The 24,028-nt window shown below is 58.9% G+C and carries 22 protein-coding genes; 15 read left to right on the top strand and 7 right to left on the bottom strand.

Annotated features, from left to right (window positions below):
- Positions 1-73: 73 nt before the first annotated feature.
- The 3 genes from ICA15_RS02035 to ICA15_RS02045 form a co-directional block, all read right to left on the bottom strand.
- A complete protein-coding gene (locus tag ICA15_RS02035) occupies positions 74-1,057 on the bottom strand; it encodes a TauD/TfdA family dioxygenase (protein WP_210555566.1) in 984 nt (327 codons plus the stop codon).
- A gap of 39 nt (positions 1,058-1,096) precedes the next feature.
- Positions 1,097-1,837: a thioesterase II family protein gene (locus tag ICA15_RS02040; protein ID WP_042558558.1), complete on the bottom strand. Its 741-nt coding sequence runs from the start codon at positions 1,835-1,837 to the stop codon at positions 1,097-1,099.
- A 71-nt stretch (positions 1,838-1,908) separates the two neighbouring features.
- Positions 1,909-3,081, bottom strand: coding sequence for an MFS transporter (locus ICA15_RS02045; RefSeq protein ID WP_210555565.1), 1,173 nt, complete (start codon positions 3,079-3,081; stop codon positions 1,909-1,911).
- Positions 3,082-3,323: 242 nt separating this feature from the next.
- Between ICA15_RS02045 and ICA15_RS02050 the strand changes: the two genes are divergently transcribed.
- The 3 genes from ICA15_RS02050 (at position 3,324) to ICA15_RS02060 (ending at position 6,712) form a co-directional block, all read left to right on the top strand.
- Positions 3,324-4,124 carry a glucose 1-dehydrogenase gene (locus ICA15_RS02050; RefSeq protein ID WP_210553578.1) on the top strand — a complete coding sequence of 267 codons (801 nt, stop codon included), beginning with the start codon at positions 3,324-3,326 and terminating at the stop codon, positions 4,122-4,124.
- On the top strand, positions 4,117-5,943 hold the full coding sequence (locus ICA15_RS02055) for a glycoside hydrolase family 15 protein (protein WP_210553579.1): 1,827 nt from the start codon (positions 4,117-4,119) through the stop codon (positions 5,941-5,943). Before ICA15_RS02050 ends, ICA15_RS02055 begins: the two co-directional genes overlap by 8 nt.
- Before the next feature lie 379 nt (positions 5,944-6,322).
- Positions 6,323-6,712 carry a hypothetical protein gene (locus ICA15_RS02060; protein WP_150616702.1) on the top strand — a complete coding sequence of 130 codons (390 nt, stop codon included), beginning with the start codon at positions 6,323-6,325 and terminating at the stop codon, positions 6,710-6,712.
- Positions 6,713-6,751: 39 nt separating this feature from the next.
- Here the strand turns inward: ICA15_RS02060 and ICA15_RS02065 are convergent, their stop codons facing one another.
- Positions 6,752-7,747, bottom strand: a complete 996-nt coding sequence (locus ICA15_RS02065; RefSeq protein WP_210553580.1) for a GlxA family transcriptional regulator — start codon at positions 7,745-7,747, stop codon at positions 6,752-6,754.
- A gap of 89 nt (positions 7,748-7,836) precedes the next feature.
- On the opposite strand from ICA15_RS02065, the gene inhA reads away from it, so the two are divergent.
- The 3 genes from inhA (at position 7,837) to ICA15_RS02080 (ending at position 11,160) form a co-directional block, all read left to right on the top strand.
- Complete coding sequence (inhA, locus tag ICA15_RS02070) at positions 7,837-8,523, top strand: isonitrile hydratase (protein ID WP_150616706.1); 687 nt, start codon at positions 7,837-7,839, stop codon at positions 8,521-8,523.
- Positions 8,524-8,700: 177 nt separating this feature from the next.
- Complete coding sequence (locus tag ICA15_RS02075) at positions 8,701-9,492, top strand: CPBP family intramembrane glutamic endopeptidase (protein ID WP_210553581.1); 792 nt, start codon at positions 8,701-8,703, stop codon at positions 9,490-9,492.
- 102 nt (positions 9,493-9,594) lie between these two features.
- A complete protein-coding gene (locus ICA15_RS02080; RefSeq protein WP_210553582.1) occupies positions 9,595-11,160 on the top strand; it encodes a methyl-accepting chemotaxis protein in 1,566 nt (521 codons plus the stop codon).
- A gap of 274 nt (positions 11,161-11,434) precedes the next feature.
- On the opposite strand, the gene ICA15_RS02085 is transcribed toward ICA15_RS02080, so the two are convergent.
- Positions 11,435-11,800, bottom strand: a complete 366-nt coding sequence (locus ICA15_RS02085; protein WP_150601384.1) for a DUF6124 family protein — start codon at positions 11,798-11,800, stop codon at positions 11,435-11,437.
- Positions 11,801-13,181: 1,381 nt separating this feature from the next.
- On the bottom strand, positions 13,182-13,862 hold the full coding sequence (locus tag ICA15_RS02090; protein ID WP_210553583.1) for an alpha/beta family hydrolase: 681 nt from the start codon (positions 13,860-13,862) through the stop codon (positions 13,182-13,184).
- A 94-nt stretch (positions 13,863-13,956) separates the two neighbouring features.
- Between ICA15_RS02090 and ccoN (ICA15_RS02095) the strand changes: the two genes are divergently transcribed.
- From ccoN (ICA15_RS02095) to ccoP (ICA15_RS02130), 8 genes are all read left to right on the top strand, one after another.
- A complete protein-coding gene (gene ccoN / locus ICA15_RS02095; protein ID WP_150601382.1) occupies positions 13,957-15,381 on the top strand; it encodes a cytochrome-c oxidase, cbb3-type subunit I in 1,425 nt (474 codons plus the stop codon).
- Positions 15,382-15,391: 10 nt separating this feature from the next.
- Complete coding sequence (gene ccoO, locus ICA15_RS02100) at positions 15,392-16,000, top strand: cytochrome-c oxidase, cbb3-type subunit II (RefSeq protein ID WP_210553584.1); 609 nt, start codon at positions 15,392-15,394, stop codon at positions 15,998-16,000.
- Positions 16,001-16,003: 3 nt separating this feature from the next.
- Entirely contained in the window at positions 16,004-16,219 is a 216-nt protein-coding gene (locus ICA15_RS02105; RefSeq protein WP_150616713.1) for a cbb3-type cytochrome oxidase subunit 3, read from the top strand.
- Entirely contained in the window at positions 16,216-17,166 is a 951-nt protein-coding gene (gene ccoP, locus ICA15_RS02110; protein WP_150616714.1) for a cytochrome-c oxidase, cbb3-type subunit III, read from the top strand. Before ICA15_RS02105 ends, ccoP (ICA15_RS02110) begins: the two co-directional genes overlap by 4 nt.
- Positions 17,167-17,650: 484 nt before the next feature.
- Positions 17,651-19,093, top strand: coding sequence for a cytochrome-c oxidase, cbb3-type subunit I (ccoN, locus tag ICA15_RS02115; RefSeq protein WP_042558542.1), 1,443 nt, complete (start codon positions 17,651-17,653; stop codon positions 19,091-19,093).
- Positions 19,093-19,701: a cytochrome-c oxidase, cbb3-type subunit II gene (gene ccoO, locus ICA15_RS02120; RefSeq protein WP_150601379.1), complete on the top strand. Its 609-nt coding sequence runs from the start codon at positions 19,093-19,095 to the stop codon at positions 19,699-19,701. The genes ccoN (ICA15_RS02115) and ccoO (ICA15_RS02120) overlap by 1 nt, the downstream gene beginning before the upstream one ends.
- A gap of 5 nt (positions 19,702-19,706) precedes the next feature.
- Positions 19,707-19,892 (top strand): CcoQ/FixQ family Cbb3-type cytochrome c oxidase assembly chaperone, encoded by a 186-nt coding sequence (locus tag ICA15_RS02125; protein ID WP_003175465.1) that lies wholly within the window; start codon positions 19,707-19,709, stop codon positions 19,890-19,892.
- A complete protein-coding gene (gene ccoP / locus ICA15_RS02130) occupies positions 19,889-20,872 on the top strand; it encodes a cytochrome-c oxidase, cbb3-type subunit III (RefSeq protein WP_150601378.1) in 984 nt (327 codons plus the stop codon). Before ICA15_RS02125 ends, ccoP (ICA15_RS02130) begins: the two co-directional genes overlap by 4 nt.
- Positions 20,873-20,946: 74 nt before the next feature.
- On the opposite strand, the gene ICA15_RS02135 is transcribed toward ccoP (ICA15_RS02130), so the two are convergent.
- Positions 20,947-21,963, bottom strand: coding sequence for a metallophosphoesterase family protein (locus ICA15_RS02135; RefSeq protein ID WP_210553585.1), 1,017 nt, complete (start codon positions 21,961-21,963; stop codon positions 20,947-20,949).
- A gap of 643 nt (positions 21,964-22,606) precedes the next feature.
- Here ICA15_RS02135 and ccoG point away from each other — a divergent pair.
- Positions 22,607-24,022 carry a cytochrome c oxidase accessory protein CcoG gene (gene ccoG / locus ICA15_RS02140; protein ID WP_150616717.1) on the top strand — a complete coding sequence of 472 codons (1,416 nt, stop codon included), beginning with the start codon at positions 22,607-22,609 and terminating at the stop codon, positions 24,020-24,022.
- Positions 24,023-24,028: the final 6 nt, after the last annotated feature.

Here is a 24,028-nt window from a genome sequence, read left to right on the forward strand (position 1 = left end):
GCGCCAGACGCACAAATGCCGAAGCCGCTACAGGAACGGCTTCGGCATTTATTCAAGCAAACCACCGGTTCGTTCAGCGCACGTCCATCGCATGCCCCTCGGCCATGGCGACAATAACTTTGCGCGGGCCTTCGAACGGGGAACGGGCGTGAGCCGACAGCATGTTGTCGAGCATCAGCACATCACCCTCCTGCCAAGGGAAGCTGATCGCGCACTCGTCGAGTACCGCGCGAATCTGAGCCAGGACTTCATCTTCGATAGGAGAGCCATCGCCGTAATAAACGTTACGCGGCAAGTCTTCTTCGTCGACGATGTCCAACAGGCTTTCACGCACTTCCGCTTGCAGGTTGGAAATGTGGAACAGATGCGCCTGATTGAACCAGACCATGTCCCCCGTCACCGGGTGGCTGGCCACTGCCTGGCAGGTTTGCCGGGTGCGCAACTCACCGTCATCCTTCCACTCGCAGAGGATGCCGTGGGCTTTGCAGTAAGCTTCGACGACATCGCGGTCGTCGGTGTTGAACACATCTTCCCAGGCCACATCCAGCCCGTTGCCGAAGTTGCGCACATACATCAGGCCTTTGCTGACGAAGCGTTCACGAATGGCCAGCGGAATACGCTGATAGACTTCGCGACTGTCGGCAATCGGTGTTTCGCCACCGGACTTCGCCGCGATCATGCTGTAGAACCAGATCTTCATCGGCCAGTCGCGGGAGTAGGCCTGCTCGTTGTGCAGCGGAATACTCTGGTGCGCCGGGTATTCGGTGGAGGTGTAAACCCCTTGCGTCACGTTGGTGCGCGGCGTGGAACCGAACTCGTAATTCAACAGCGGATGACCGAAGCTGGCCGCGAACTGACGAAACGGCTCGGCCCCGTCCAGGCGAAATCCGCGGAACAGCAACCCACCGTCGCGCAACAAATGTTCGTCGACCAACACTTTCAATTCGTCGAACACCGCCAACAGGTCGGTGTCCGGATCGGTCGCTTCCACCAATAGCGGCAAGCGCCCCCGATGCGGCAACAGCGGCCGAACGGAAAATCCCACAGCAACAGCCATGACTGGCCTCCAGTAATCATTTGATAGGAGAGCCGCGCGTTAATACGCGGGCGCCACCGATTGCGCATGGCGCCGGTGATGGACTTCCAGATGGGTCTTGATCGTGCGGATGACCCGGGCCTCGTGTTCATGAATGAAGAAGTGCCCTCCGGTCATCATGTCCACCGAGAAACTGCCCTGGGTCTCTTTGCTCCAGCCGATCAATTGTTCGGTGGTCGCCCGGTCTTCCTTGCCACCCAATACGTGCACGGGGCAATTGAGCAGCGGTCGGTCGATCGGAGTGAAACGCCCGCACATCATGAAGTCGGCACGCAGCACCGGCAGCGTCAGGCTCATGAGTTCCTGATTGGCGAGCACTTCCTCGCTGGTGCCTTGAAAGGCGCGCAACTGCTCGATCAGTTCTTCGTCACTGCGCGGCTCGGCGAAACCTCGGTCGTAATCGCTGCGCATGCTTGGCGCCGCGGTTCCGGAAGCAAACAGCGCCACCGGCTCAGCAACGCCAAGTTCGCGAAAGGCGTGAGCCATTTCACAAGCCAACAGTGCGCCGAGGCTATGCCCGAACAGCGCATAGGGGGCCTGCAAACCGGGTTTGTGCTCACGGGCCAGTTGCCGGGCAAGCTCACGCATATCGATTTGCAGGGGTTCGTCGTAACGGGCGCCGCGCCCGGGCAATTCCACCGGCTGCAGTTGCATCCACGACGGCAATTGGCGCCGCCAGCGGCTGTAAACCATGGCGCTGGCGCCCGAATAGGGCAGGCACAGCAGTGTCAGCTTTGTCACCGCGTTTACCTCAATGGGTTATCTGTAAAAGAGAACGTATGAGGCCTGACCGGAATTAGTCCGCGGATCGATCACTTCAAATGCCGGAAGCTCTGCACCGCAGAGCCCAACACCACCGCCCCCGCCGCAATCGCCAGCCAGAATCCGCTGCGGGCGCCAAACGCATCCACCAGCCAACCCGACCCGGCGGCGCCCACCGCCACGCCAATACTCAAACCAGTCACCAGCCAGGTCAGCCCTTCGGTGAGTTTGGCCGGTGGCACGATGCGCTCGATCAACGCCATCGCCACAATCAGCGTCGGCGAGAAGAACAGCCCGGCAATGAAAACCGCTACCGACAAGCCAAAAATGTTGCTCGCCAGCAACAGCGGCAACGTGGTCACTGCCGTCGCCACTCCGCCGTACAGAAACAGTTGCGGCAACGGCAGTTTCGAACGCATCGCGCCGAACGCAATTCCGGCCAGACAGGAGCCGATCGCATACACCGACAGCACAATACTCGCCGCCGCCGGTTGCCCTTGTTGCTGAGCGAACGCGACGCTGACCACATCGATCACACCGACGATGATGCCCATGGCGATCATCAATGCCAGCAGCCACTGAATGTCGGTCGAGCGAATGATCGAGGCATGATGCCCGGACGCATGCGGGTGCACGGGTGGTTCGGTGCTGCGCTGCGCGACAAATGCAGTCACGCCAATCGTCAGCGCCAACAGTGCTGCCAACGGTCCAGCCTCGGGAAACACTGCAACGCACAACCCCACCGACAGCGGCGGGCCGACGATAAAACAGACCTCATCAAGCACCGACTCCAGCGCATACGCCGTCTGCAATTGTGGCTGGCCACGATAGATTTCAGTCCAGCGCGCCCGCACCATCGCCGACATGCTCGGCATGCAACCGGCCAGCGCGGCAAAGATGAACAGCGTCCAGGTCGGCGCCTGCAGACGCGTGCACAGCAGCAACATCAACAGCGCCCCGCCGCCGATCAACGCCGACAGCGGCAGAATCCGTCCCTGGCCAAACCGGTCAACCAGCCGTGACACCTGCGGCGCGCAAAACGCCGTGGCCAAGGCAAATGTCGCCGCCACCGCACCGGCCAACGCGTAACCGCCGTACAGCTGCGAAAGCATGGTGATCACGCCGATGCCGGTCATGGAAATCGGCATGCGCGCGATCATCCCGGCCAGCACAAAATTGCGGGCGCCGGGGGCGTTGAATAATTCGCGGTAGGGGTTTGCCATGGACTGCAGCCTCATCAAGGGCGGCCAAGTTGCCATATGGATGAGGGGTGTGGAAGCGGGGAATTGTTGGTGGAATGTTAAGGGCCAGAAGATCAAAGGATCGCAGCGTGCCGCAGCTCCTACAGGTGAATGTGATCATCTGTAGGAGCTGCGGCACGCTGCGATCTTTTGATCTTCTGGCTGAACTCTCAAGGCTGGCCGTCGGTCAGCTAAATAGGCCCTCACACAAGGCGCGCCTTTGCATGCAGATCTCCCTAGCCAGACAAGTTGCACTCATCACCGGCGCCAGCTCCGGCATCGGCCACGCGGCCGCCAAAGCCCTGGCTGCCGCTGGCGCTGCAGTGGTCATCAACTACAACCGCCAGGCCGAACCCGCCGAAGCCCTCGCCCGACAAATCATCGCTGACGGCGGTCAGGCGCTGGCGATCGGCGCCGATGTATCGAAGGAAGACGAGGTCGAACGGTTGTTCGCCCAGACCCTCGACGCCTTCGGCTCACTGGACATTCTGGTGGCCAATTCCGGACTGCAAAAAGACGCCGCAGCGGTGGACATGACCCTGGAAGACTGGAACGCAGTAATCGGCGTCAACCTCACCGGCCAGTTCCTCTGCGCCCGCGCTGCATTGCGGATCTTCAATCGTCAGGGCGTTCGCGAGGGTGTGTCCCGCGCCGCCGGCAAGATTATTCATATGAGCTCGGTGCATCAGCGCATTCCGTGGGCCGGGCACGTCAATTACGCCGCGTCCAAGGGTGGTGTCGATCAGTTGATGCAGACCCTCGCGCAGGAAGTCAGCCATCAGCGCATCCGCATCAACGGCATTGCGCCGGGGGCGATTCGTACGGCCATTAATGAAAAAGCCACCGAAGGTGCAGCGGCTGAAAAGCTGCTTGATCTGATTCCCTATGGGCGCATCGGCGACGTCGATGACGTCGCCAACGCCGTGGTTTTCCTCGCCTCCGACGCCGCCGATTACATCGTCGGCACCACCCTGTTCATCGACGGCGGCATGAGTCTCTATCCGGAGTTTCGCGGCAATGGCTGATCATCATCAAGAACGACAAAGCCCGATCGACGCCCACGGCATCATCGGCGACATGCGCAGTGCAGCGCTGGTCAACGACAAGGGCAGCGTGGATTTTTTCTGCTGGCCGGAGTTCGACAGTCCGTCGATCTTTTGCTCGTTGCTGGACACACCCGACGCGGGGATTTTCCAACTCGCACCGGACTTGCCCGATGCGCGACGTGAGCAGATTTACCTGCCAGACACAAACGTCCTGCAAACCCGCTGGCTAAGCGAATTTGCGGTGGTGGAAATTACCGACATGCTGCCAGTGGGCGACAGCGAAGATGACCTGCCGCTGCTGATGCGCCGCGTGCGCGTGGTCAGTGGCGAGGCAACGTTCCACCTGCGCTGCGCCGTGCGCCACGACTACGCCCGCGCCGACACTCGCGCGCAGGCGGATCAGCAAGATGTCCTGTTCAGCGCAACCGGACAACCGACGCTGCGTCTGGCGTCGGATCAGCCGATGCAGATTGACGCCGACGCAGCTGTCGCACGCTTCACGCTGAAACAGGACCAGACAGCCGCTTTCATGCTCGGTGCGACCGACGACCCGCGTTTCGTCGAGGGCGCCGGCGATTTTTGCATGGAACGCACGCTGAAGTTCTGGCGCGACTGGATCGGCCAGTCGATCTACCGCGGACGCTGGCGCGAAATGGTCAACCGTTCGGCGCTCGCGCTCAAGTTGCTGACCTCACGCAAACACGGCGCGATCCTCGCCGCCGCCACTTTCGGCCTGCCGGAAACCCCTGGCGGCGAGCGTAACTGGGATTACCGCTACACCTGGATCCGCGATGCCTCGTTTACCGTTTACGCGTTCATGCGCCTGGGGTTTGTCAGCGAAGCCAACGCCTACATGGGCTGGCTGCGCGGACGGGTCAGTGATTGCTGCGGCCAGCCGATGAAACTGAACATTCTGTATGCCATCGACGGTCAACAGGAACTGCCGGAAACCGAACTTGCGCATCTGTCGGGGCATGGTGGCGCGAAACCGGTGCGCATCGGCAACGGCGCGTATGACCAGATTCAGCTGGATATCTTCGGCGAACTGATGGATGCGGTGTATCTGGTCAACAAGTACGGCGACGCCATTTCCCACGAAGGCTGGAAACATGTGCGCGAAGTTGTCGACCAGGTGTGTGAGACATGGCAGACCAAGGATGTAGGCATTTGGGAAATGCGCGGTGAGCAGCATCACTTTTTGCACTCACGGCTGATGTGCTGGGTGGCGCTGGACCGAGCGATTCGCCTCGCCTCGAAGCGCTCGTTGCCGGCACCGTTCGCCCAATGGGACCAGACCCGCCAGGCGATCTACGCCGACATCTGGGACAACTTCTGGGATGAAGAGCGCGGGCATTTCGTCCAGTACAAGGGCGGCACCGCACTCGACGGCTCGATGCTGTTGATGCCGCTGGTGCGTTTTGTCAGCGCCAAGGATCCACGCTGGCTATCGACCCTTGAGGCCATCGAAAAGAGTTTGGTGCGCGACGGCATGGTTTATCGCTATCGCAACGAAGAGGCAGGCATTGATGGTCTGGCCGGGACCGAAGGCGCATTCGCCGCATGTTCATTCTGGTACGTCGAATGCCTGGCCCGCGCCGGCCAGGTGGAAAAGGCCCATCTGGAGTTCGAACAGCTGCTGCGTTACGCCAATCCGCTGGGGCTGTACGCCGAGGAATTCGACAGCCATGGCCGGCATCTGGGCAATACACCGCAGGCACTGACGCATCTGGCGTTGATCAGTGCGGCGAGTTTTCTCGATCGGCGGTTGAGTGGGGAAAAGAGTGAGTGGCAGCCGTAAAAGTCGCCGGAGTCTGTCGGAAATATCCCGCACGCCTGCTCCAATCAAAGCAGGTCCTACACGCGGCAATCCCCTGTGGTGAGGGGATCTATCCCCGTTGGGCTACGAAGCGGCCTCTAAATCTGCAAACTCAATACTCAAGAACTACCGCATTCACTGGCTTTGCGACTGCTGCGCAGCCGAACGGGGATAAATCCCCTCGCCACAAAGAATGCAACTTCGTGCCTACAAACATTAAACACCCCCTGTTCCCTCCCTCCCCCGCAACTTGCACTTACACCCCGAAATACCTTGTTGCCAGCTGTTACATCCGCCCCTACCATCCACCGCAACGGGCACAGCGGAGCTGTCCAACAAAACCCGAATTCAAGGAAACAGAATGTCCCAGCACGTCCAGCGCAACATCGACAGCGCCCTACGCACCGGCCTGACCCGCACCCAGCTCTGGGAAGCCGCCGATAAAGGCCTGATCAAATGCTGGGAAATCGGCCGCCAGCGCGCCGCCCGTTTCCCCGACCTCGCCCAACGCTGCCTCGCCAACGAACTGCCCGTCCTCGGCTGGAAAGGTGGCGTGAGCCGCAGCCTGAAGAAAAACGAAAAATACGGCTCACTGAAATACCTCGCGCAGTGGCAAGGGTTGCGTGGGGAAGATCTGGATATCGATTTGGCTGAGGAGCGTTCGTTGACGTGTTCGCGGACGAAAATGGTGGTGACGTTTACGCCGGATCGGACGAAGTATTTTAATCAGGTGGCGGAAGTTGAGGCCTGAATCATCTGTGGCAAAGGAGCTCGCTCCCTCGCCACAGGTTCAGCATCGCGCGATGACTTCAGTGTTGATTGTTGCAGCGCTGACCGAAAACCGCTCCCGATACGCCTGCGGCGTCACCCCAATCGCCCGCAGAAAACTCCGGCGCAAGGTCTCCTCACTGCCAAACCCGCAATTTGCCGCGATGCGTTTTACAGGGAGCCCGGTATCGCTGAGCAAACGCCGAGCCGTTTCAACGCGGATCAGTTCGATCGCCCGCGCCGGGGTCTGGCCGGTGTCGGCGCGGTAATGGCGGACGAAGCTGCGTTCGCTCATCCCGGCCTGTTCGGCCAGAGTCGGTACGCCGAGGTCACAGGTCAGGTTTTCGGCGATCCATGCATGCAGCTCATCGAAACGGTTGCCTTGGTTCTGCAGTGATAACGTCACGCTGAACTGTGACTGCCCGCCCGGGCGTTTGAGGAACACCACCAGATGGCGGGCGACGTCCAGGGCGATGTCGCTGCCGAGGTCTTGCTCGACCATCGCCAGTGCCAGGTCGATGCCGGCAGTGACGCCCGCCGAAGTCCAGACCGGGCCGTCGTTGATGAAGATCGGATTGGCCTCGACCTGCAACTTCGGATGCTGCTGCGCCAGTTGCTCGCAACGCGTCCAGTGAGTGACGACGCGTCGACCGTCGAGCCAGCCGCTGGCCGCCAACAGAAATGCGCCGGTACACACCGAAGCCACGCGCCGACATTTCGCTGCATGTTGGCGCACCCAATCCACAAGGGGCAGATCTTCCGCCGCCGGATAAATACCCCAGCCGCCGGCGATGATCAGCGTATCGCTGGCCTCTTGAGGTAGCGGTTCGGCAAGCACCGCCAGCCCCGCGGACGACATCACCGCTCCGCCTTCGCTGGCGATCACACTTGGCGCATAAGGCGTCGGCAGGCCGCGTTGACGACAGAGGTCATTGGCCGAAGCAAACACTTGCAACGGGCCGGTGACGTCGAGGATCTGCATGTTGGCAAACGCGAGTACGTGAATGGCTTTGGGCATTTGGCGTAATTCGTGGGGTGATTGGCGTATGCGCCAGAACCTACGCGCCTACAGTGAAGCCGTCCACCCCCTCAATGGAGAAAAACCCCATGACGTTGCAGATCGGTTTTCTGTTGTTTCCGCAGGTTCAACAACTCGACCTGACCGGTCCTTATGACGTGCTCGCGTCGTTGCCGGGTGTGCAGGTGCATTTGATCTGGAAGGATCTGATGCCGGTCACGGCCAGCACCGGTCTGCTGCTGAAACCGACCACGACCTTCGAGGACTGTCCTGATCTGGATGTGATCTGTGTGCCCGGTGGCGGTGGCGTCGGGCCGTTGATGGAGGATGAGCAGACGCTGGCTTTCATTAAACGCCAGGCCGCGCAGGCGCGTTACGTGACTTCGGTGTGCACCGGCTCGCTGGTGCTCGGCGCGGCGGGTCTGTTAAATGGCAAACGCGCGACGACACATTGGGCTTATCACGACTTGCTGCCGACGCTGGGGGCGATTGCGGTAAAGGATCGGGTGGTGCGTGACGGCAATCTGTTTACTGGCGGCGGGATTACCGCAGGGATCGATTTTGCCTTGGTGCTGGCGGCTGAGCTGGTTGATGCCGACACGGCGCAGTTGGTGCAGTTGCAACTTGAGTATGCGCCGGCGCCGCCATTTAACTCAGGCTCGCCGGATTCAGCGCCGAGTGCAATCGTCGATGAGGCCCGGTTGCGAGCGGCGCCATCGTTGAAACTGCGCACGGAAATTACTGAGCGTGCTGCGGCGAAACTCAACCTGCTTTAAAGGCAAGATCAAAAGATCGCAGCCTGCGGCAGCTCCTACAGATCCGGCGTTTATCCGCGCAATTGGCGGCGAATGCGATCCTTGTAGGAGCTGCCGGAGGCTGCGATCTTTTGACTTTTGCTTTCCGCCGCCCAGCCGTGTAGAAAGCCCTTCCACCCATTTTCACAGGGAGTTTCGATGAAGGCTTTGCCTTGGCTTTACCTGGCGCTGCTCAGCCTCGGCTACGGATTGGCGCTCAGCTACGGCCAACTCGGCTGGCTGGCACTGATTTCCGTTGGCCTGCTGCTGTTCGCCGGGTACGCGGTACGCCAGCAACAAGTGCCGTTCGCACGCTACCTCGGCCACGGCCTGTTTATCGTGATGACTTTGGCGTTGGCGATGCATTGGTTGCCGGGTTTTTACAACGGCCGCGCTATTGATCCGCAGCGTTTCACTGATAACGCTGTGCGCTTTTCGATGTACCTGAATCAGGACAAACCACTGGTTGGCTTTTGGCTGTTGCTGGTCTGCCCGTGGATTGTCGCGCGGCGCTCATTGCGCCTGACCGTGTACGCGACCGCCCTCGCCTTGACGTTAAGCGCGATCCTCGCTCTCGGCGGTGCGTTGTTGCTGGGCGTTATCGCCTGGGCACCGAAATGGCCAGATCAGGCGTGGCTGTGGGTGCTGAACAATCTGCTGCTGGTGACGCTGGTCGAGGAAGCGCTGTTTCGCGGCTATATACAAGGCGGTTTCAGCCGACGCTTCAAACACCTGCCGTATGGCGAAAACCTCGCGCTGCTGCTCGCCTCGTCACTGTTCGCGCTGGCGCATGTCGGTGCGGGCTGGACTTGGGTGTTACTGGCGGGACTGGCGGGTGTCGGCTATGGTCTGGCCTACCGTTTCGGCGGACTCGGGGCGGCGATCGCCACACACTTCGGGCTGAATGTGCTGCATTTTGGCTTGTTCACCTATCCGATGCTGGCCGGTTGAGGCAAGCCGCGTTTTGCGACGCCGTGCTGATTACTGAAAGAAAAATTCAATAATTTCCTGACAGCGCCGACAACCTTTCAAAGCCTTGCGGATTGAACAACCATGCGTAACAACCAGCCCATTACACAACGCGAACGGACTTTCCCGGCTCAGCAACGGTTGATTTCCACAACCGACGCCAAGGGCGTGATCACCTACTGCAACGACGCTTTCGTCGAAATCAGCGGGTTTTCGCGTGAGGAACTGATCCGTGCGCCGCACAACCTGGTCCGTCACCCCGACGTCCCGGCTGCGGTGTTTTCGCACATGTGGGGCACACTGAAACAAGGCTTGCCATGGATGGGCATTGTCAAGAATCGCTGCAAGACCGGTGACCATTACTGGGTTAACGCCTATGTAACACCGGTGTTCGACGGCAATCAGGTGGTCGGTTACGAGTCGGTGCGGATCAAACCCACCGCCGAACAGATCCGCCGTGCCGAAGCGCTTTACCAACGCATCAACCAAGGCAAGTCGGCGATCCCTTCCAGCGATAAATGGCTGCCGGTGCTGCAAGACTGGCTGCCGTTCATTCTGGTCAGCCAGCTTAGCTTCGTCATCGGCGCAACCCTGAACTCGCAGTGGGGCTTTGCCCTCGCCGCTGGTCTGTCGGTGCCACTCGGCCTATTGGGTCTGCAATGGCAGCAGCGAGGCCTCAAGCGCTTGCTGCGTCTGGCCGAACAGACCACGTCCGATCCGCTGATCGCGCAGATGTACACCGACAGCCGTGGCTCTCAGGCGCGTCTGGAAATGGCGATCCTCAGTCAGGAAGCCCGTCTGAAAACCTGCCTGACCCGACTGCAGGACACTGCCGAGCACCTGACCGATCAGGCCAAGCAGTCCGACGCTCTGGCACACAGCAGCTCGACCGGCCTGGAACGCCAGCGCGTGGAAACCGAACAGGTCGCCACCGCCGTCAATCAGATGGCCGCGACCACGCAGGAAGTGGCCAGCCACGTACAACGCACCGCCGATGCCACTCAGGAAGCCAATCGCCTGACCGGACGCGGCCGCGACATCGCCGGCGAAACCCGCGAAGCCATTCAGCGTTTGTCCGTGGTTGTTGGAGAAACCGGCCTAACCGTGACCCAACTGGCCAAGGACAGCGACGAAATCGGCGGCGTGGTCGATGTGATCAAAGGCATCGCCGACCAGACCAACCTGCTCGCGCTCAACGCCGCCATCGAAGCGGCCCGTGCCGGCGAAATGGGCCGCGGTTTTGCCGTGGTGGCTGATGAAGTTCGTCAACTGGCGCAACGCACCAGCGAATCGACCGGGCAGATTCACGCCCTGATCGCCAAGCTGCAGCAGACTGCTTCGAGCGCTGTGCAAACCATGGAAGCCGGGCATCGCCAGGCCGAAGAAGGTGTGGCGCGGGTGCTGGAAGCGGATCAGGCACTGGTCGGGATCAGCGAAGCGGTGGCTAATATCACCGACATGACCACGCAGATCGCTGCGGCGACGGAAGAGCAAAGTGCGGTGGCTGAAGAGATCAGCCGCAACATCAGCAATATTTCGGAGTTGGCGGATCAGACGTCGGAACAGGCGCATAACTCGGCGTTGCTGAGTGAAGAGCTGACCAAGACGGCGAATACGCAGTACTCGTTGGTGGAGCGGTTTAACCGCTAAAAGCAAAAGATCGCAGCCTTCGGCAGCTCCTACATTGGAATGCATGTTCCTGTAGGAGCTGCCGAAGGCTGCGATCTTTTGATCTTCAAAGCCCGGACGGCGAAAGCTTTCCGGGCTTTTTATTGCCTATGTGAAATCAATGGCATCTGGCAGACCGCCATCGCGAGCAGGCTCACTCCTACATGGGGTCTGCGGTGACCACAGCTTTTGTGCCCGACCACAATCCCTTGTAGGAGTGAGCCTGCTCGCGATGAGGCCATAACAGCCAGCGAGATTACTGAGGCAACTTCAGCTTATCTAATAGCCGATTGACCAACAGTTCGTTGAGCATGATCACCTGTTGCAGCGCCAGCAGCGGTTTGCGCTCCGGGCCGCCGATTGAGTGGGCGATGTTACCGGCCATGGCATGGGCGTAAGACAGCGACTCGCAGGCTTCGACGAGCAGGGTTTCGTCATCCAGGGTGGGGTCGACGAGAAAGACGGGGCGAAACTTGGGCGAGGTTGGCGGAGCCGCCAGGTCGTCGGGCTTGAGGTAGTAATCGAGGGCGCGATCGGTTGCTTCTTTGATCTTTTGTGGGCTGAGCGCTGGGTCGTGGGGGATTGGATCTGTGGGTGGTGGGTTTGGTGTGATTTTGAACATGGATGAAACTCCTATCGCAGTTTAAGGAGCCATCACTCTCGCTACCAAACGAGTGGGTGGTGGCCATACGCGGGTTGGTAGACCGGCTGCAATAGGAACCCGGCGCTCACGAGTGAGCCCCACGCATGACCACCATAAAGCCAAGCCCCAAGAAAGAGACTCTGTAAGGTGCTGCCACACAGCTATTACAGACGGGCTACCAAACCCGGTCACTGTTTTGCAGTGACAGGTGAACGATATAGCCCGGCACGTATCCGTGTAAGCCGGCGGATTCTGGCGTACGCGTAGGTAACGGCGCAAGGAGTTGTAGGCCCGATGGCGTAACGGGTTGTGTGATTTAAACGTGCTTGCAGGATTGCGTTTACTGATAGAGAAAACTGGAAATTCCCCTGTTGTATTGATGTTGTTTTTGAGGCCGCTTTCGCGAGCAGGCTCGCTCTTACAGTTGGATCGGGTGCGTCAGTAAGAGATTGGTCGGCTGTCAGGCCGCCATCGCTGGCAAGCCAGCTCCCACAATGGATTGAGTGTGTTCAGTTAGAGATTGGCTGGATGTCAGGCCGTCTTCGCGAGCAGGCTCGCTCCTACATTTGGATTGGGTGCGTCAGTAAGGGATTGGTCGGCTGTCAGGCCGCCATCGCTGGCAAGCCAGCTCCCACAAGGGATTGAGTGTGTTCAGTTAGAGATTGGTTGGATGTCAGACCGTCATCGCGAGCAGGCTCGCTCCTACATTTGGATTGGGTGCGTCAGTAAGGGATTGGTCGGCTGTCAGGCCGCCATCGCTGGCAAGCCAGCTCCCACAAGGGATTGAGTGTGTTCAGTTAGAGATTGGTTGGATGTCAGACCGTCATCGCGAGCAGGCTCACTCCCACAAAAAGCAACAGCAAGATCAAAAGATCGCAGCCTTCGACAGCTCCTACAGGGATGATATGTACCACCCGCACGCGGCGCATGCCGCCCCACTCAAAGGATGAGCGTTAGCTCGGCTGCCGCTCTTGATCTTGATCCACGGGCGACGTCGGTAGGCTGAGTGGAGGGATTGATCCGGGGGTGGGAGCGCAGCGACCGTTTGGCGAAGCCAAACACAGCGAGAGGAGGTGCAGCGCAGCAAACCGGAGACGCTGCGCCCGGATCAATTCCGGAGCGAAGGGACCCCGAGCCTCAGCGAGCGGGCCGCACGTAGGAGCAAGCGTTTTTGGTTACTTTTTAGGCGTTTGTAAAAAGTGACCCGCCGTAAGGGCGGAACCCTAAGCGGCCGTTACCGCAGCAATGGATATGTACTCAAAAAAAAGTCGTAGCTGATATCCATCCCCCTCACCCCAGCCCTCTCCCCCAAGGGGGCGAGGGGGAAGGGAGCCGATCTCCATGAAGTTCAGAATCCCGGTCACCCCTTGAGAAATTCGGATACTTTCTGCGCGGCACTGGCCAAATGCTGCTCATGGGTAAAACCGGAAACCTTCAACGGCTTCAAATCATGATCCCCCGCCCCCAACCAAAACACCTCAATCCCCGACGCTAACGAATACCCCTCAACCGCCGCAAGATTGCCAAGCGCATCCCGCTCCCCCTGAACAATCAACGTCCGCGTCTGCAACCCAGCCAAATGCTCAACCCGAGGCTTCTCCGGCTTCCCCACCGCATAAAACGGATACCCCAAACACACCAGCGCATCAGCCCCCAACTCATCCGCCACCAGACTCGCCATCCGCCCGCCCATCGACTTCCCACCCATAGCCAAAACCCCAGTGACATGACGTCGCACCAAGCCATACACCTCACGCCAACACTCCTGCAATTTCCCCGCAGGATTCGGCGGCCGCTTCACCCCATCAACCCGCCGCTGCGCCATATAAGGAAACTCAAACCGCAACACGTTCACCCCAAGTGCAGCAAGGCGCCCAGCCATGTCGTTCATCCACTCACTGTCCATCGGCGCACCCGCCCCATGCGCAAGGATCAACGTCGCCGAAGCCTCGCCACTGGCGGCGTTCCAAAGCCACCCATGATCACGTACGCACTGCGCCCATTGATCCCCGTCAATACTGGCCTTGTGCTGTTTGTTCATGCTTGCCTCGCTTTTAGTCTGCCTATAACTCCAGGCGAAGGATTTGCGGCTCTTTTGCGCGCGGTCACTTCGGCTGAACCGTGGATGGGGAACCATGAACACTTCTATCAGTACCGCCTACAACTACAAGGTGGTCCGCCAATTCGCCATTATGACGGTGGTGTGGGGCATCGTCGGCATGGGGCTCGGGGTTTTTCTCGCGGCCCAATTGGTCTGGCCCGAGCTCAACTTCGATTTACCCTGGACCAGTTTCGGCCGTCTGCGCCCACTGCACACCAACGCGGTGATCTTCGCGTTCGGCGGCTGCGCGCTGTTCGCCAGTTCGTTCTACTCGGTACAACGCACCTGCCAGACCCAACTGTTTGCGCCAAAGATTGCCGCATTCTGCTTCTGGGGCTGGCAACTGGTGATCCTGTTGGCGGCGATCAGCCTGCCATTGGGCTACACCAGCTCCAAGGAATACGCTGAACTCGAATGGCCGATCGACATACTGATCACCATTGTCTGGGTCGCCTACGCGGTCGTGTTCTTCGGCACGATCATGCAGCGCAAGACCAAACACATTTATGTGGGCAACTGGTTCTTCGGCGCGTTCATCATCACCGTGGCGATTTTGCACATCGTCAACAACCTCGAAATCCCGGTCAGTTTTACCAAGTCCTACTCGCTGTACTCCGGCGCCACCGACGCGATGGTGCAATGGTGGTACGGCCACAACGCCGTAGGCTTTTTCCTCACCGCCGGTTTCCTCGGGATGATGTATTACTTCGTGCCGAAACAGGCCGAGCGTCCGGTGTATTCGTATCGCCTGTCGATCGTCCATTTCTGGGCACTGATCACCCTGTACATCTGGGCCGGTCCGCACCACTTGCACTACACCGCGCTTCCAGACTGGGCGCAGTCGCTGGGCATGGTGATGTCGCTGATTCTGCTGGCACCGAGCTGGGGCGGCATGATCAACGGCATGATGACCCTCTCGGGCGCCTGGCATAAGTTGCGCAGCGACCCGATCCTGCGCTTCCTCGTGGTGTCGCTGGCGTTCTACGGCATGTCGACCTTCGAAGGTCCGATGATGGCGATCAAGACTGTCAACGCCCTCTCCCACTACACCGACTGGACCATCGGCCACGTACACGCCGGCGCTCTCGGTTGGGTGGCGATGATTTCCATTGGCGCGCTGTACCACATGATCCCGAAAATCTTCGGCAAGGCGCAGATGCACAGCGTCGGCCTGATCAACGCGCACTTCTGGCTCGCCACCATCGGCACCGTGCTCTACATCGCTTCGATGTGGGTCAACGGCATCGCTCAGGGCCTGATGTGGCGCGCGGTCAACGAGGACGGCACGCTGACCTACTCCTTCGTCGAAACCCTGGTGGCCAGCCATCCAGGCTTCGTCGTGCGGCTGGTTGGCGGGGCGATCTTCCTCAGCGGCATGTTCCTGATGGCTTACAACACCTGGCGCACAGTGCGGGCCTCGCAGCCTGCTGACGTCGTTGCCGCCGCGCAGATGGCCTGAGGAGTCCGCCATGAAACACGAAACGATTGAAAAGAACGTCGGCCTGCTGATGCTGTTGATGGTGTTCGCCGTGAGCATCGGCGGTCTGACCCAGATCGTCCCGCTGTTCTTCCAGGACGTCACCAACAAACCGGTGGAGGGCATGAAGCCCTACACGGCGCTGCAACTGGAAGGTCGCGATATCTATATCCGCGAAGGCTGCGTCCAGTGTCACTCACAGATGATCCGGCCGTTCCGGGCTGAAACCGAGCGTTACGGGCACTACTCGGTGGCCGGGGAAAGCGTTTGGGATCACCCGTTCCTGTGGGGCTCGAAACGCACCGGGCCGGATCTGGCACGGGTCGGCGCGCGTTACTCGGATGACTGGCACCGCGCGCATTTGTACAACCCGCGCAACGTTGTCCCGGAATCGAAAATGCCGGCCTACCCATGGCTGGTCACGCAAGCGGTCGACAGCAGCCACACCGAAACCAAGCTCAAGACCATGCGCACCCTCGGCGTGCCGTACACCGACGACGACATCAGCGACGCGGTGGCCAGCCTCAAGGACAAGACCGAAATGGACGCGCTCATCTCCTACCTGCAAGTGCTCGGCACTGCAATCAAGAGCAAGAGGTGAGCCATGGTCGTTGAAATGAGTGCAGGACTGATTCGTGGCTTAGGCACCGTTGTGGTGTTCGTCGCCTTCGTTGGTTTGACCCTGTGGGTGTTCAACCGCAAGCGCAATCCGGAATTCGCCGAAGCGCGCCTGCTGCCGTTCGCCGACGAACTGCAACCCGACACTACCCCAGCATCTGAAACAACCCAAGCACCTGAACCAAGGAGTACCCGGCCATGACCACCTTCTGGAGTACGTGGATCTGCGTACTGACCATCGGCAGCCTGATCGGCCTGACGTGGCTGCTGATCGGCACCCGCCGGGGCGAGACCAAGGGCAGCGTCGACCAGACCATGGGCCACAGCTTTGACGGCATCGAGGAGTACGACAACCCGCTGCCGCAGTGGTGGTTCATGCTGTTCGCCGGCACCTTGGTGTTTTCCGTGGGCTACCTGATCCTTTATCCGGGTCTGGGCAACTGGAAAGGCATCCTGCCGGGTTACGAGGATGGCTGGACCGGCGTGCATGAGTGGGAAAAGGAGATGAACAAGGCTGACGCCAAATTCGGCCCGATCTTCGCCAAGTTCGCCGCCATGCCGGTGGAAGAAGTGGCGAAAGATCCGCAAGCGCTGAAAATGGGTGGCCGTCTGTTCGCTTCCAACTGCTCGGTGTGCCACGGCTCCGACGCCAAGGGCGCGTTCGGCTTCCCAAACCTCGCCGACAGCGATTGGCGCTGGGGCGGCGATGCCGACACGATCAAGACCACCATCATGGGTGGCCGGGTGGCAGCAATGCCGGCCTGGGGCGAGGTGTTGGGCGAAGCTGGCGTGAAGAACGTTGCAGCGTATGTTCGTCACGAATTGGCTGGCTTGCCATTGCCTGCCGACAGCAAGGTTGATCTGCTAGCCGGACAGCAAGCCTTCAGCACCACTTGCGTGGCGTGTCACGGGGCAACCGGCAAAGGCACTGAAGCCATGGGCGCGCCGAATCTGACGCACCCGGCCGGGTTTATCTATGGCACCAGCCTTACTCAGCTTGAACAGACCATTCGCCACGGTCGTCAGGGCCATATGCCAGCGCAAACGGAGCTACTGGGTAATGACAAGGTGCAATTGCTCGCAGCTTATGTGTACAGCTTGAGCCATGGATTGAGCACAGAAAAACTTATTACTGAAGACAATAAATAAACTGTATTGAGTACACCTTTGCCGCACCGATTACGGTGCGGCAGTTTCCTGCCCCTTTGCGACGCATTGTCGCACCCTTCACACCCTCGCCTTTCGGTTCCCCTGATTCGGGTCTACGCTTGCTCGATGAGGACTGGTTCGCGCCGGTTCCAGGTCGACCCTAACCGCTGTGTTCTGCGAAATGGCTGACTGATGTCGCCGCAAACGCCGGTAGATACCGGCTGTCGAGCCGATTGCCTTCCGTCAGCCGAACGGAGCGTTTGAACACACCTCGTTACAAGCGACCTGAACCCCTCGCTTTTTTCATCCGTTGCGACATTTTGTCCGAGGCTGATTTTGTCCTTACGCGGCGCATGGAAAGGCCGCAGAATCAGCGTTGGAAAGCATTGACCCAGGTCATGGCGCGTTGCAATGCCCCCCTGCTTTGCCCATACTTGCGGCCGAATTACATCCTAATAAAATACCCAAACCGTGGAACCTTAGAATGAGCACAGCAATCAGTCCGACTGCTTATAACTATAAGGTAGTCCGCCAGTTCGCCATCATGACGGTGGTCTGGGGGATCCTTGGCATGGGGCTCGGTGTTTTCATCGCCTCGCAACTGGTCTGGCCGGAATTGAACTTCGGTCTGCCGTGGACGAGCTTTGGACGCCTGCGCCCGTTGCACACAAACCTGGTGATTTTTGCCTTCGGTGGTTGTGCACTCTTCGCCACTTCCTACTATGTCGTGCAGCGAACCTGCCAGACGCGACTGATTTCCGACAGCCTCGCCGCCTTCACCTTCTGGGGCTGGCAAGCGGTGATCGTCGGCGCGATCATTACCTTGCCGCTGGGTTACACCACCACCAAGGAATACGCGGAACTGGAATGGCCGATCGCCATTTTGCTGGCCATTGTCTGGGTCACCTACGGTCTGGTGTTCTTTGGCACCATCACCAAGCGCAAAACCAAACACATCTATGTCGGTAACTGGTTCTACGGTGCTTTCATCGTCGTGACCGCAATGCTGCACATCGTCAACCACGCTTCCCTGCCGGTGAATCTGTTCAAGTCCTACTCCGCCTACTCGGGCGCGACCGACGCGATGATCCAGTGGTGGTACGGCCACAACGCCGTGGGTTTCTTCCTGACCACCGGCTTCCTGGGGATGATGTATTACTTCGTGCCGAAACAGGCCGAACGTCCGATTTACTCTTATCGCCTGTCGATCGTGCACTTCTGGGCACTGATCACCCTGTACATCTGGGCCGGCCCGCACCACTTGCACTACACCGCGCTGCCGGATTGGGCACAATCGCTGGGCATGGCGATGTCGATCATCCTGCTGGCGCCAAGCTGGGGCGGCATGATCAACGGCATGATGACCCTCTCGGGCGCCTGGCATAAGCTGCGCACCGACCCGATCCTGCGCTTCCTGGTGGTCTCGCTGGCGTTCTACGGCATGTCGACCTTCGAAGGGCCGATGATGGCGATCAAGACCGTCAACTCGCTCTCGCACTACACCGACTGGACCATCGGCCACGTACACGCCGGCGCTCTGGGCTGGGTGGCAATGATCTCGATCGGCGCGATCTACCACATGATTCCGAAACTGTTCGGTCGTGCGCAGATGCACAGTGTCGGCCTGATCAACGCGCACTTCTGGCTCGCGACCATCGGTACCGTGCTCTACATCGCTTCGATGTGGGTCAACGGCATCACCCAGGGTCTGATGTGGCGCGCAATCAACGATGACGGCACCCTCACCTACTCGTTCGTCGAAGCGCTGCAAGCCAGCCACCCGGGCTTTATCGTCCGCGCTCTTGGCGGAGCGTTCTTCGCCAGCGGCATGCTGCTGATGGCTTACAACGTCTGGCGCACCGTGCGCGCCTCGAACCCGGCTGAAGCCGAAGCCGCTGCCCAGATCGCTGTCGTTGGAGCTCACTGATGAAGCATGAAGCTGTCGAGAAGAATATTGGCCTGCTGGCTTTCTTCATGGTCATCGCCGTCAGCATCGGTGGCCTGACCCAGATCGTTCCGCTGTTTTTCCAGGACGTTACCAACAAGCCGGTCGAGGGCATGAAGCCGCGTCCGGCCCTGGAACTGGAAGGCCGCGACGTCTACATCGCTAACGGCTGTGTCGGCTGCCACTCGCAGATGATCCGTCCGTTCCGCGCCGAAACCGAACGCTACGGTCACTACTCGGTTGCCGGTGAAAGTGTCTGGGACCACCCGTTCCTGTGGGGCTCCAAGCGCACCGGCCCGGACCTGGCCCGTGTCGGCGGTCGCTACTCCGATGACTGGCAACGTGCGCACTTGTACAACCCGCGCAACGTGGTGCCTGAGTCGAAAATGCCGGCTTACCCGTTCCTCGTGGAAAACAAGCTCGACGGCAAGGAAACTGCCAAGAAAATGGAGGTCCTGCGTACGCTCGGCGTTCCTTACACCGATGAAGACATCGCCGGTGCTCAGGATGCCGTGAAGGGCAAGACCGAAATGGACGCGCTGGTGGCCTATCTGCAAGGCCTGGGCACCATCATCAAAAGCAAACGGTGAATTAGATGGATATCGGGATGATTCGTGGCCTGGGCACCGTTGTTGTGATGGTGGCCTTTATCGGTCTGGCGTTGTGGGTGTTCAGCCCCAAGCGCAAGTCGGAGTTTGAAGACGCGACCTTGCTGCCTTTTGCGGATGATCCCGAAGCCATCAAGCACGTCGAGCAAGCTTCTAGGAGTAACAAAGAATGACTACATTCTGGAGTCTGTACGTCACAGTCCTCAGTCTTGGCACCATCTTCGCCCTGACCTGGCTGTTGCTGTCGACCCGCAAGGGCCAGCGCTCCGAGCAGACGGACGAGACGGTCGGCCACTCGTTCGACGGGATCGAGGAATACGACAACCCGCTGCCGAAATGGTGGTTCATGCTGTTCGTGGGCACCATCATCTTTGCGCTGGGTTATCTGGTGCTGTACCCGGGCCTGGGTAACTGGAAAGGCCTGCTGCCGGGCTACAACTACCTCGATACCGAGAAACAGACTGCGTTCGCCAACGGCCAGACCGGCTGGACTGGCGTGCACGAGTGGGAAAAGGAAATGGCCCGTTCGGACGCCAGGTTCGGTCCGATCTTCGCCAAGTTCGCAGCCATGCCAATTGAAGAAGTGGCCAAGGACCCGCAAGCGCTGAAGATGGGGGGCCGCCTGTTCGCCTCCAACTGCTCGGTGTGCCACGGTTCCGACGCCAAAGGCGCCTACGGTTTCCCTAACCTGACCGACGCCGACTGGCGCTGGGGCGGCGAAGCGGAAACCATCAAGACCACCATCATGGGCGGCCGTCACGCGGTCATGCCGGCGTGGGCTGAAGTGATTGGCGAGCAAGGCGTGGCTGACGTGGCCGCGTACGTGGTCACCAACCTCGATGCTCGCCCGCTGCCGGAAGGCACCAAGGCAGATGTCGCCAATGGCCAGAAACTGTTCGCCGCCAACTGCGTGGCCTGCCACGGCCCGGCGGGCAAAGGCACGCCAGCGATGGGCGCACCTGACCTGACCCACCCGGGCGCGTTCATCTACGGTTCGAGCTTTGCGCAACTGCAGCAGACCATCCGTTACGGCCGTCAGGGCCAGATGCCTGCGCAAGAGCAGTTGCAAGGCAACGACAAGGTTCACCTGCTGGCGGCTTATGTTTACAGCCTGTCGCACGGTGAGAAAGCAGCGGAAGCGAAGGCCGAGTAAGGCCAACGCCTGAAGCAATAAAAAACGGCCCCGTCATTTGACGGGGCCGTTTTGGTTTCAGTCCATGAATACATTCAGCGAACCGGAACAGTGGCGATGACCTTGCGTGATGGCCAGCTGTTGCCGGATACCTGATGCACGTTGATCGACTTTCGATCCGTGGCGAAGCTCGCGATCAAGTAAGTCTGATTTGACGCCCCACCGCTCAGGAAAACGGGCACATCGCCAAAATATTCGCGGGTTCTCCAACTCGTATAACCCCCCGGATCGTTATGGTAGTGACCGGCAAATACGGCAGTCACCTGATAGCGTTCGACCATTGCCCTGAATCGGGCAATTTTTTGATCGTCGCCCTGCCAGCGATCCGGTTTGTGCATATTAAGCAAAATGATCTTGCCCTGACTCTGGGCCTTTTGCAGGTCTCGCTCCAGCCAGTCCAGGGCATCAGTAATTTCGAAATTAACGCGAAACAGAGGAAACCCCGAGACAAACTTCACCGAGTACGTGGGTTCATTATTCAACTGAACCAGATGGACATCGCCAAATGTTTTCGAATAAGCAAGACTTCCATACAACACTTTGGCGCCACTCTCACTGCGCGCTGCCAGGTCCATACTCACTTTCCCCCAATAGCGTTCCTTCAGATCATTGATACTGCCTGCCGCACAGTTATTCTCTGGAAAACTGCAATCATTGATGTTGTTTTCATAATCATGATTACCCAAACCATAATCGTAAATGCCGCTCAACTTGTTATCCAGAATCGACCGGGTAGTGCGACGCTCACCGCCATGACCGAAAGCGGTCATGTCACCATTGATCATGACCGGAATATGGTTCGGATCAACACTGAAGTATTTTCTGAAACTGGCAACGTCCGAGTATTGAGTTTCGATCAGCCAGCGCGAGCGCTTGTCACGCTCGGAAGCGGACTCATCGACGCCGGTATCCGAATTTTCGGTCCAGGGAAACTGTGGATCCGACGTAAATACAATGTGATCAGGCAGCGTAATTGCTGAGGCATTGACCGTTAATGCGGCAACACTCAAAAGCAGGCCACAAAGCAGCCTGATGTTTTTTATAAAGGACATAGAGCACTCTTAAAATCTTTAAAGTTAAGTTATTCAGCACCGCAGTGCTGCCAGTGCAATTTATTCCAGATAGAAACCAAATCAACCCCCACAAGCAGGACAATTAAAAGATGATATTTCCCAACTGTTTTTTCGACCAAACCCATTGCACTGACTGACAATAAATAACTTTAAAAAACCCGACTCACACACGGCAACACCATTACATTACGCCAGTACTGCGTTAGCCGATAATTTTCAACAGCGACAACAGCAACACTCAATCTACTATCAGTTTTATAAAACAAAAATGTTCAACTTGAACGAGCAAAACAATGTATTGGACCCAACCCCTCCCGCCGATAACGAAGCCGTCCAAATGGAGGGTGAAGAGGCACACAACCCTGCCCCGCGTCGGCAGCATCTTTCGCTGCGCTTCGGTTGAAAGAGCGGATGGCGGTCCAAAGGATTCGTCTATAGTCAATTGACCTGCATCAGGCTTTTTCGCATTCGCTACACCATCCAGATTTTTTCCCCAACGCGACCAAAGGTCGCACCCGTTCATCGGCGTGACAGGCGTATCATTGCGCCACTGCAACGCCCTTTCTGACCCCGGTTGGCACGTATCGACCGAGGCATTTTTCCACTGCCGTGGGATGCAATGATGAGTAACCAGATTCCGGTACACGACGTCACGCCACCGAGTAAAAACGCGAACAACAGCGTTGATCTTTACGCCTCTCGAGAAAAAATCTACACCCGTGCTTTCACCGGTCTGTTCCGCAATCTGCGGATGATGGGCGGCGCCGGTCTGTTCCTGCTGTATTTCGGTACGGTGTGGCTGAACTGGGGCGGCCATCAGGCCGTGTGGTGGAACCTGCCGGAACGCAAGTTCTTCATTTTCGGCGCGACCTTCTGGCCGCAGGATTTCATCCTGCTGTCGGGAATTTTGATCGTCGCCGCGTTCGGGCTGTTTTTCATCACCGTTTATGCCGGGCGCGTCTGGTGTGGCTACACCTGTCCGCAAAGTGTCTGGACGTGGATTTTCATGTGGTGCGAGAAAGTCACCGAAGGCGACCGCAACCAACGCATAAAGCTCGACAAGGCGCCGATGAGCGGCAACAAGTTTCTGCGCAAACTCGCCAAACACTCGCTGTGGCTGCTGATCGGTTTCGTCACCGGCATGACCTTTGTCGGCTACTTCTCGCCGATCCGTGAACTGGTGTTCGAGTTCTTCACAGGGCAAGCCGATGGCTGGTCGTATTTCTGGGTCGGTTTCTTCACCCTCGCCACCTATGGCAACGCCGGTTGGCTGCGCGAGCAGGTGTGTATCTACATGTGCCCGTACGCACGCTTCCAGAGCGTGATGTTCGACAAGGACACGCTGATCGTTTCCTACGACCCGCGCCGTGGTGAAAGCCGTGGCCCGCGCAAGAAAGGCGTCGATTACAAGGCCATGGGCCTGGGCGACTGCATCGATTGCACCATGTGCGTCCAGGTCTGCCCGACCGGCATCGACATCCGCGACGGCCTGCAGATCGAGTGCATCGGCTGCGCCGCGTGCATCGACGCCTGCGACAGCATCATGGACAAGATGGATTACCCGCGCGGCCTGATCAGCTATACAACCGAACACAACCTGTCCGGCCAGAAAACCCATAAACTGCGGCCACGCCTGATTGGCTATGCCGTGGTGTTGCTGGCGATGATCAGCCTGTTGGCGGCTGCGTTTTTCATGCGCTCGCTGGTCGGTTTCGACGTCAGCAAGGACCGCGTGCTGTACCGCGAAAACGCCGAAGGCCGGATCGAAAACGTCTACAGCCTGAAGATCATGAACAAGGATCAGCGCGACCACACCTACCTGCTGCAAGCCAGTGGTCTGCCGGATCTGCGCCTGCAAGGCAAACGCGAGATCAAGGTCGCCGCCGGGGATATCTTTACCATGCCGGTCGAACTGTCGAGCGCGCCTGAACAATTGCCGTCGAGCACCAACGAGGTGAAATTCATCCTCAAGGATGCCGATGACGACAGCGTCCACGTTGAAGCCAAGAGCCGATTCATCGGCCCACAAATTCGTTGAGAGAAC

The organism is Pseudomonas sp. P116, assembly GCF_020149425.1.
GTDB classification, from domain to species: Bacteria; Pseudomonadota; Gammaproteobacteria; order Pseudomonadales; family Pseudomonadaceae; genus Aquipseudomonas; species Aquipseudomonas anatoliensis.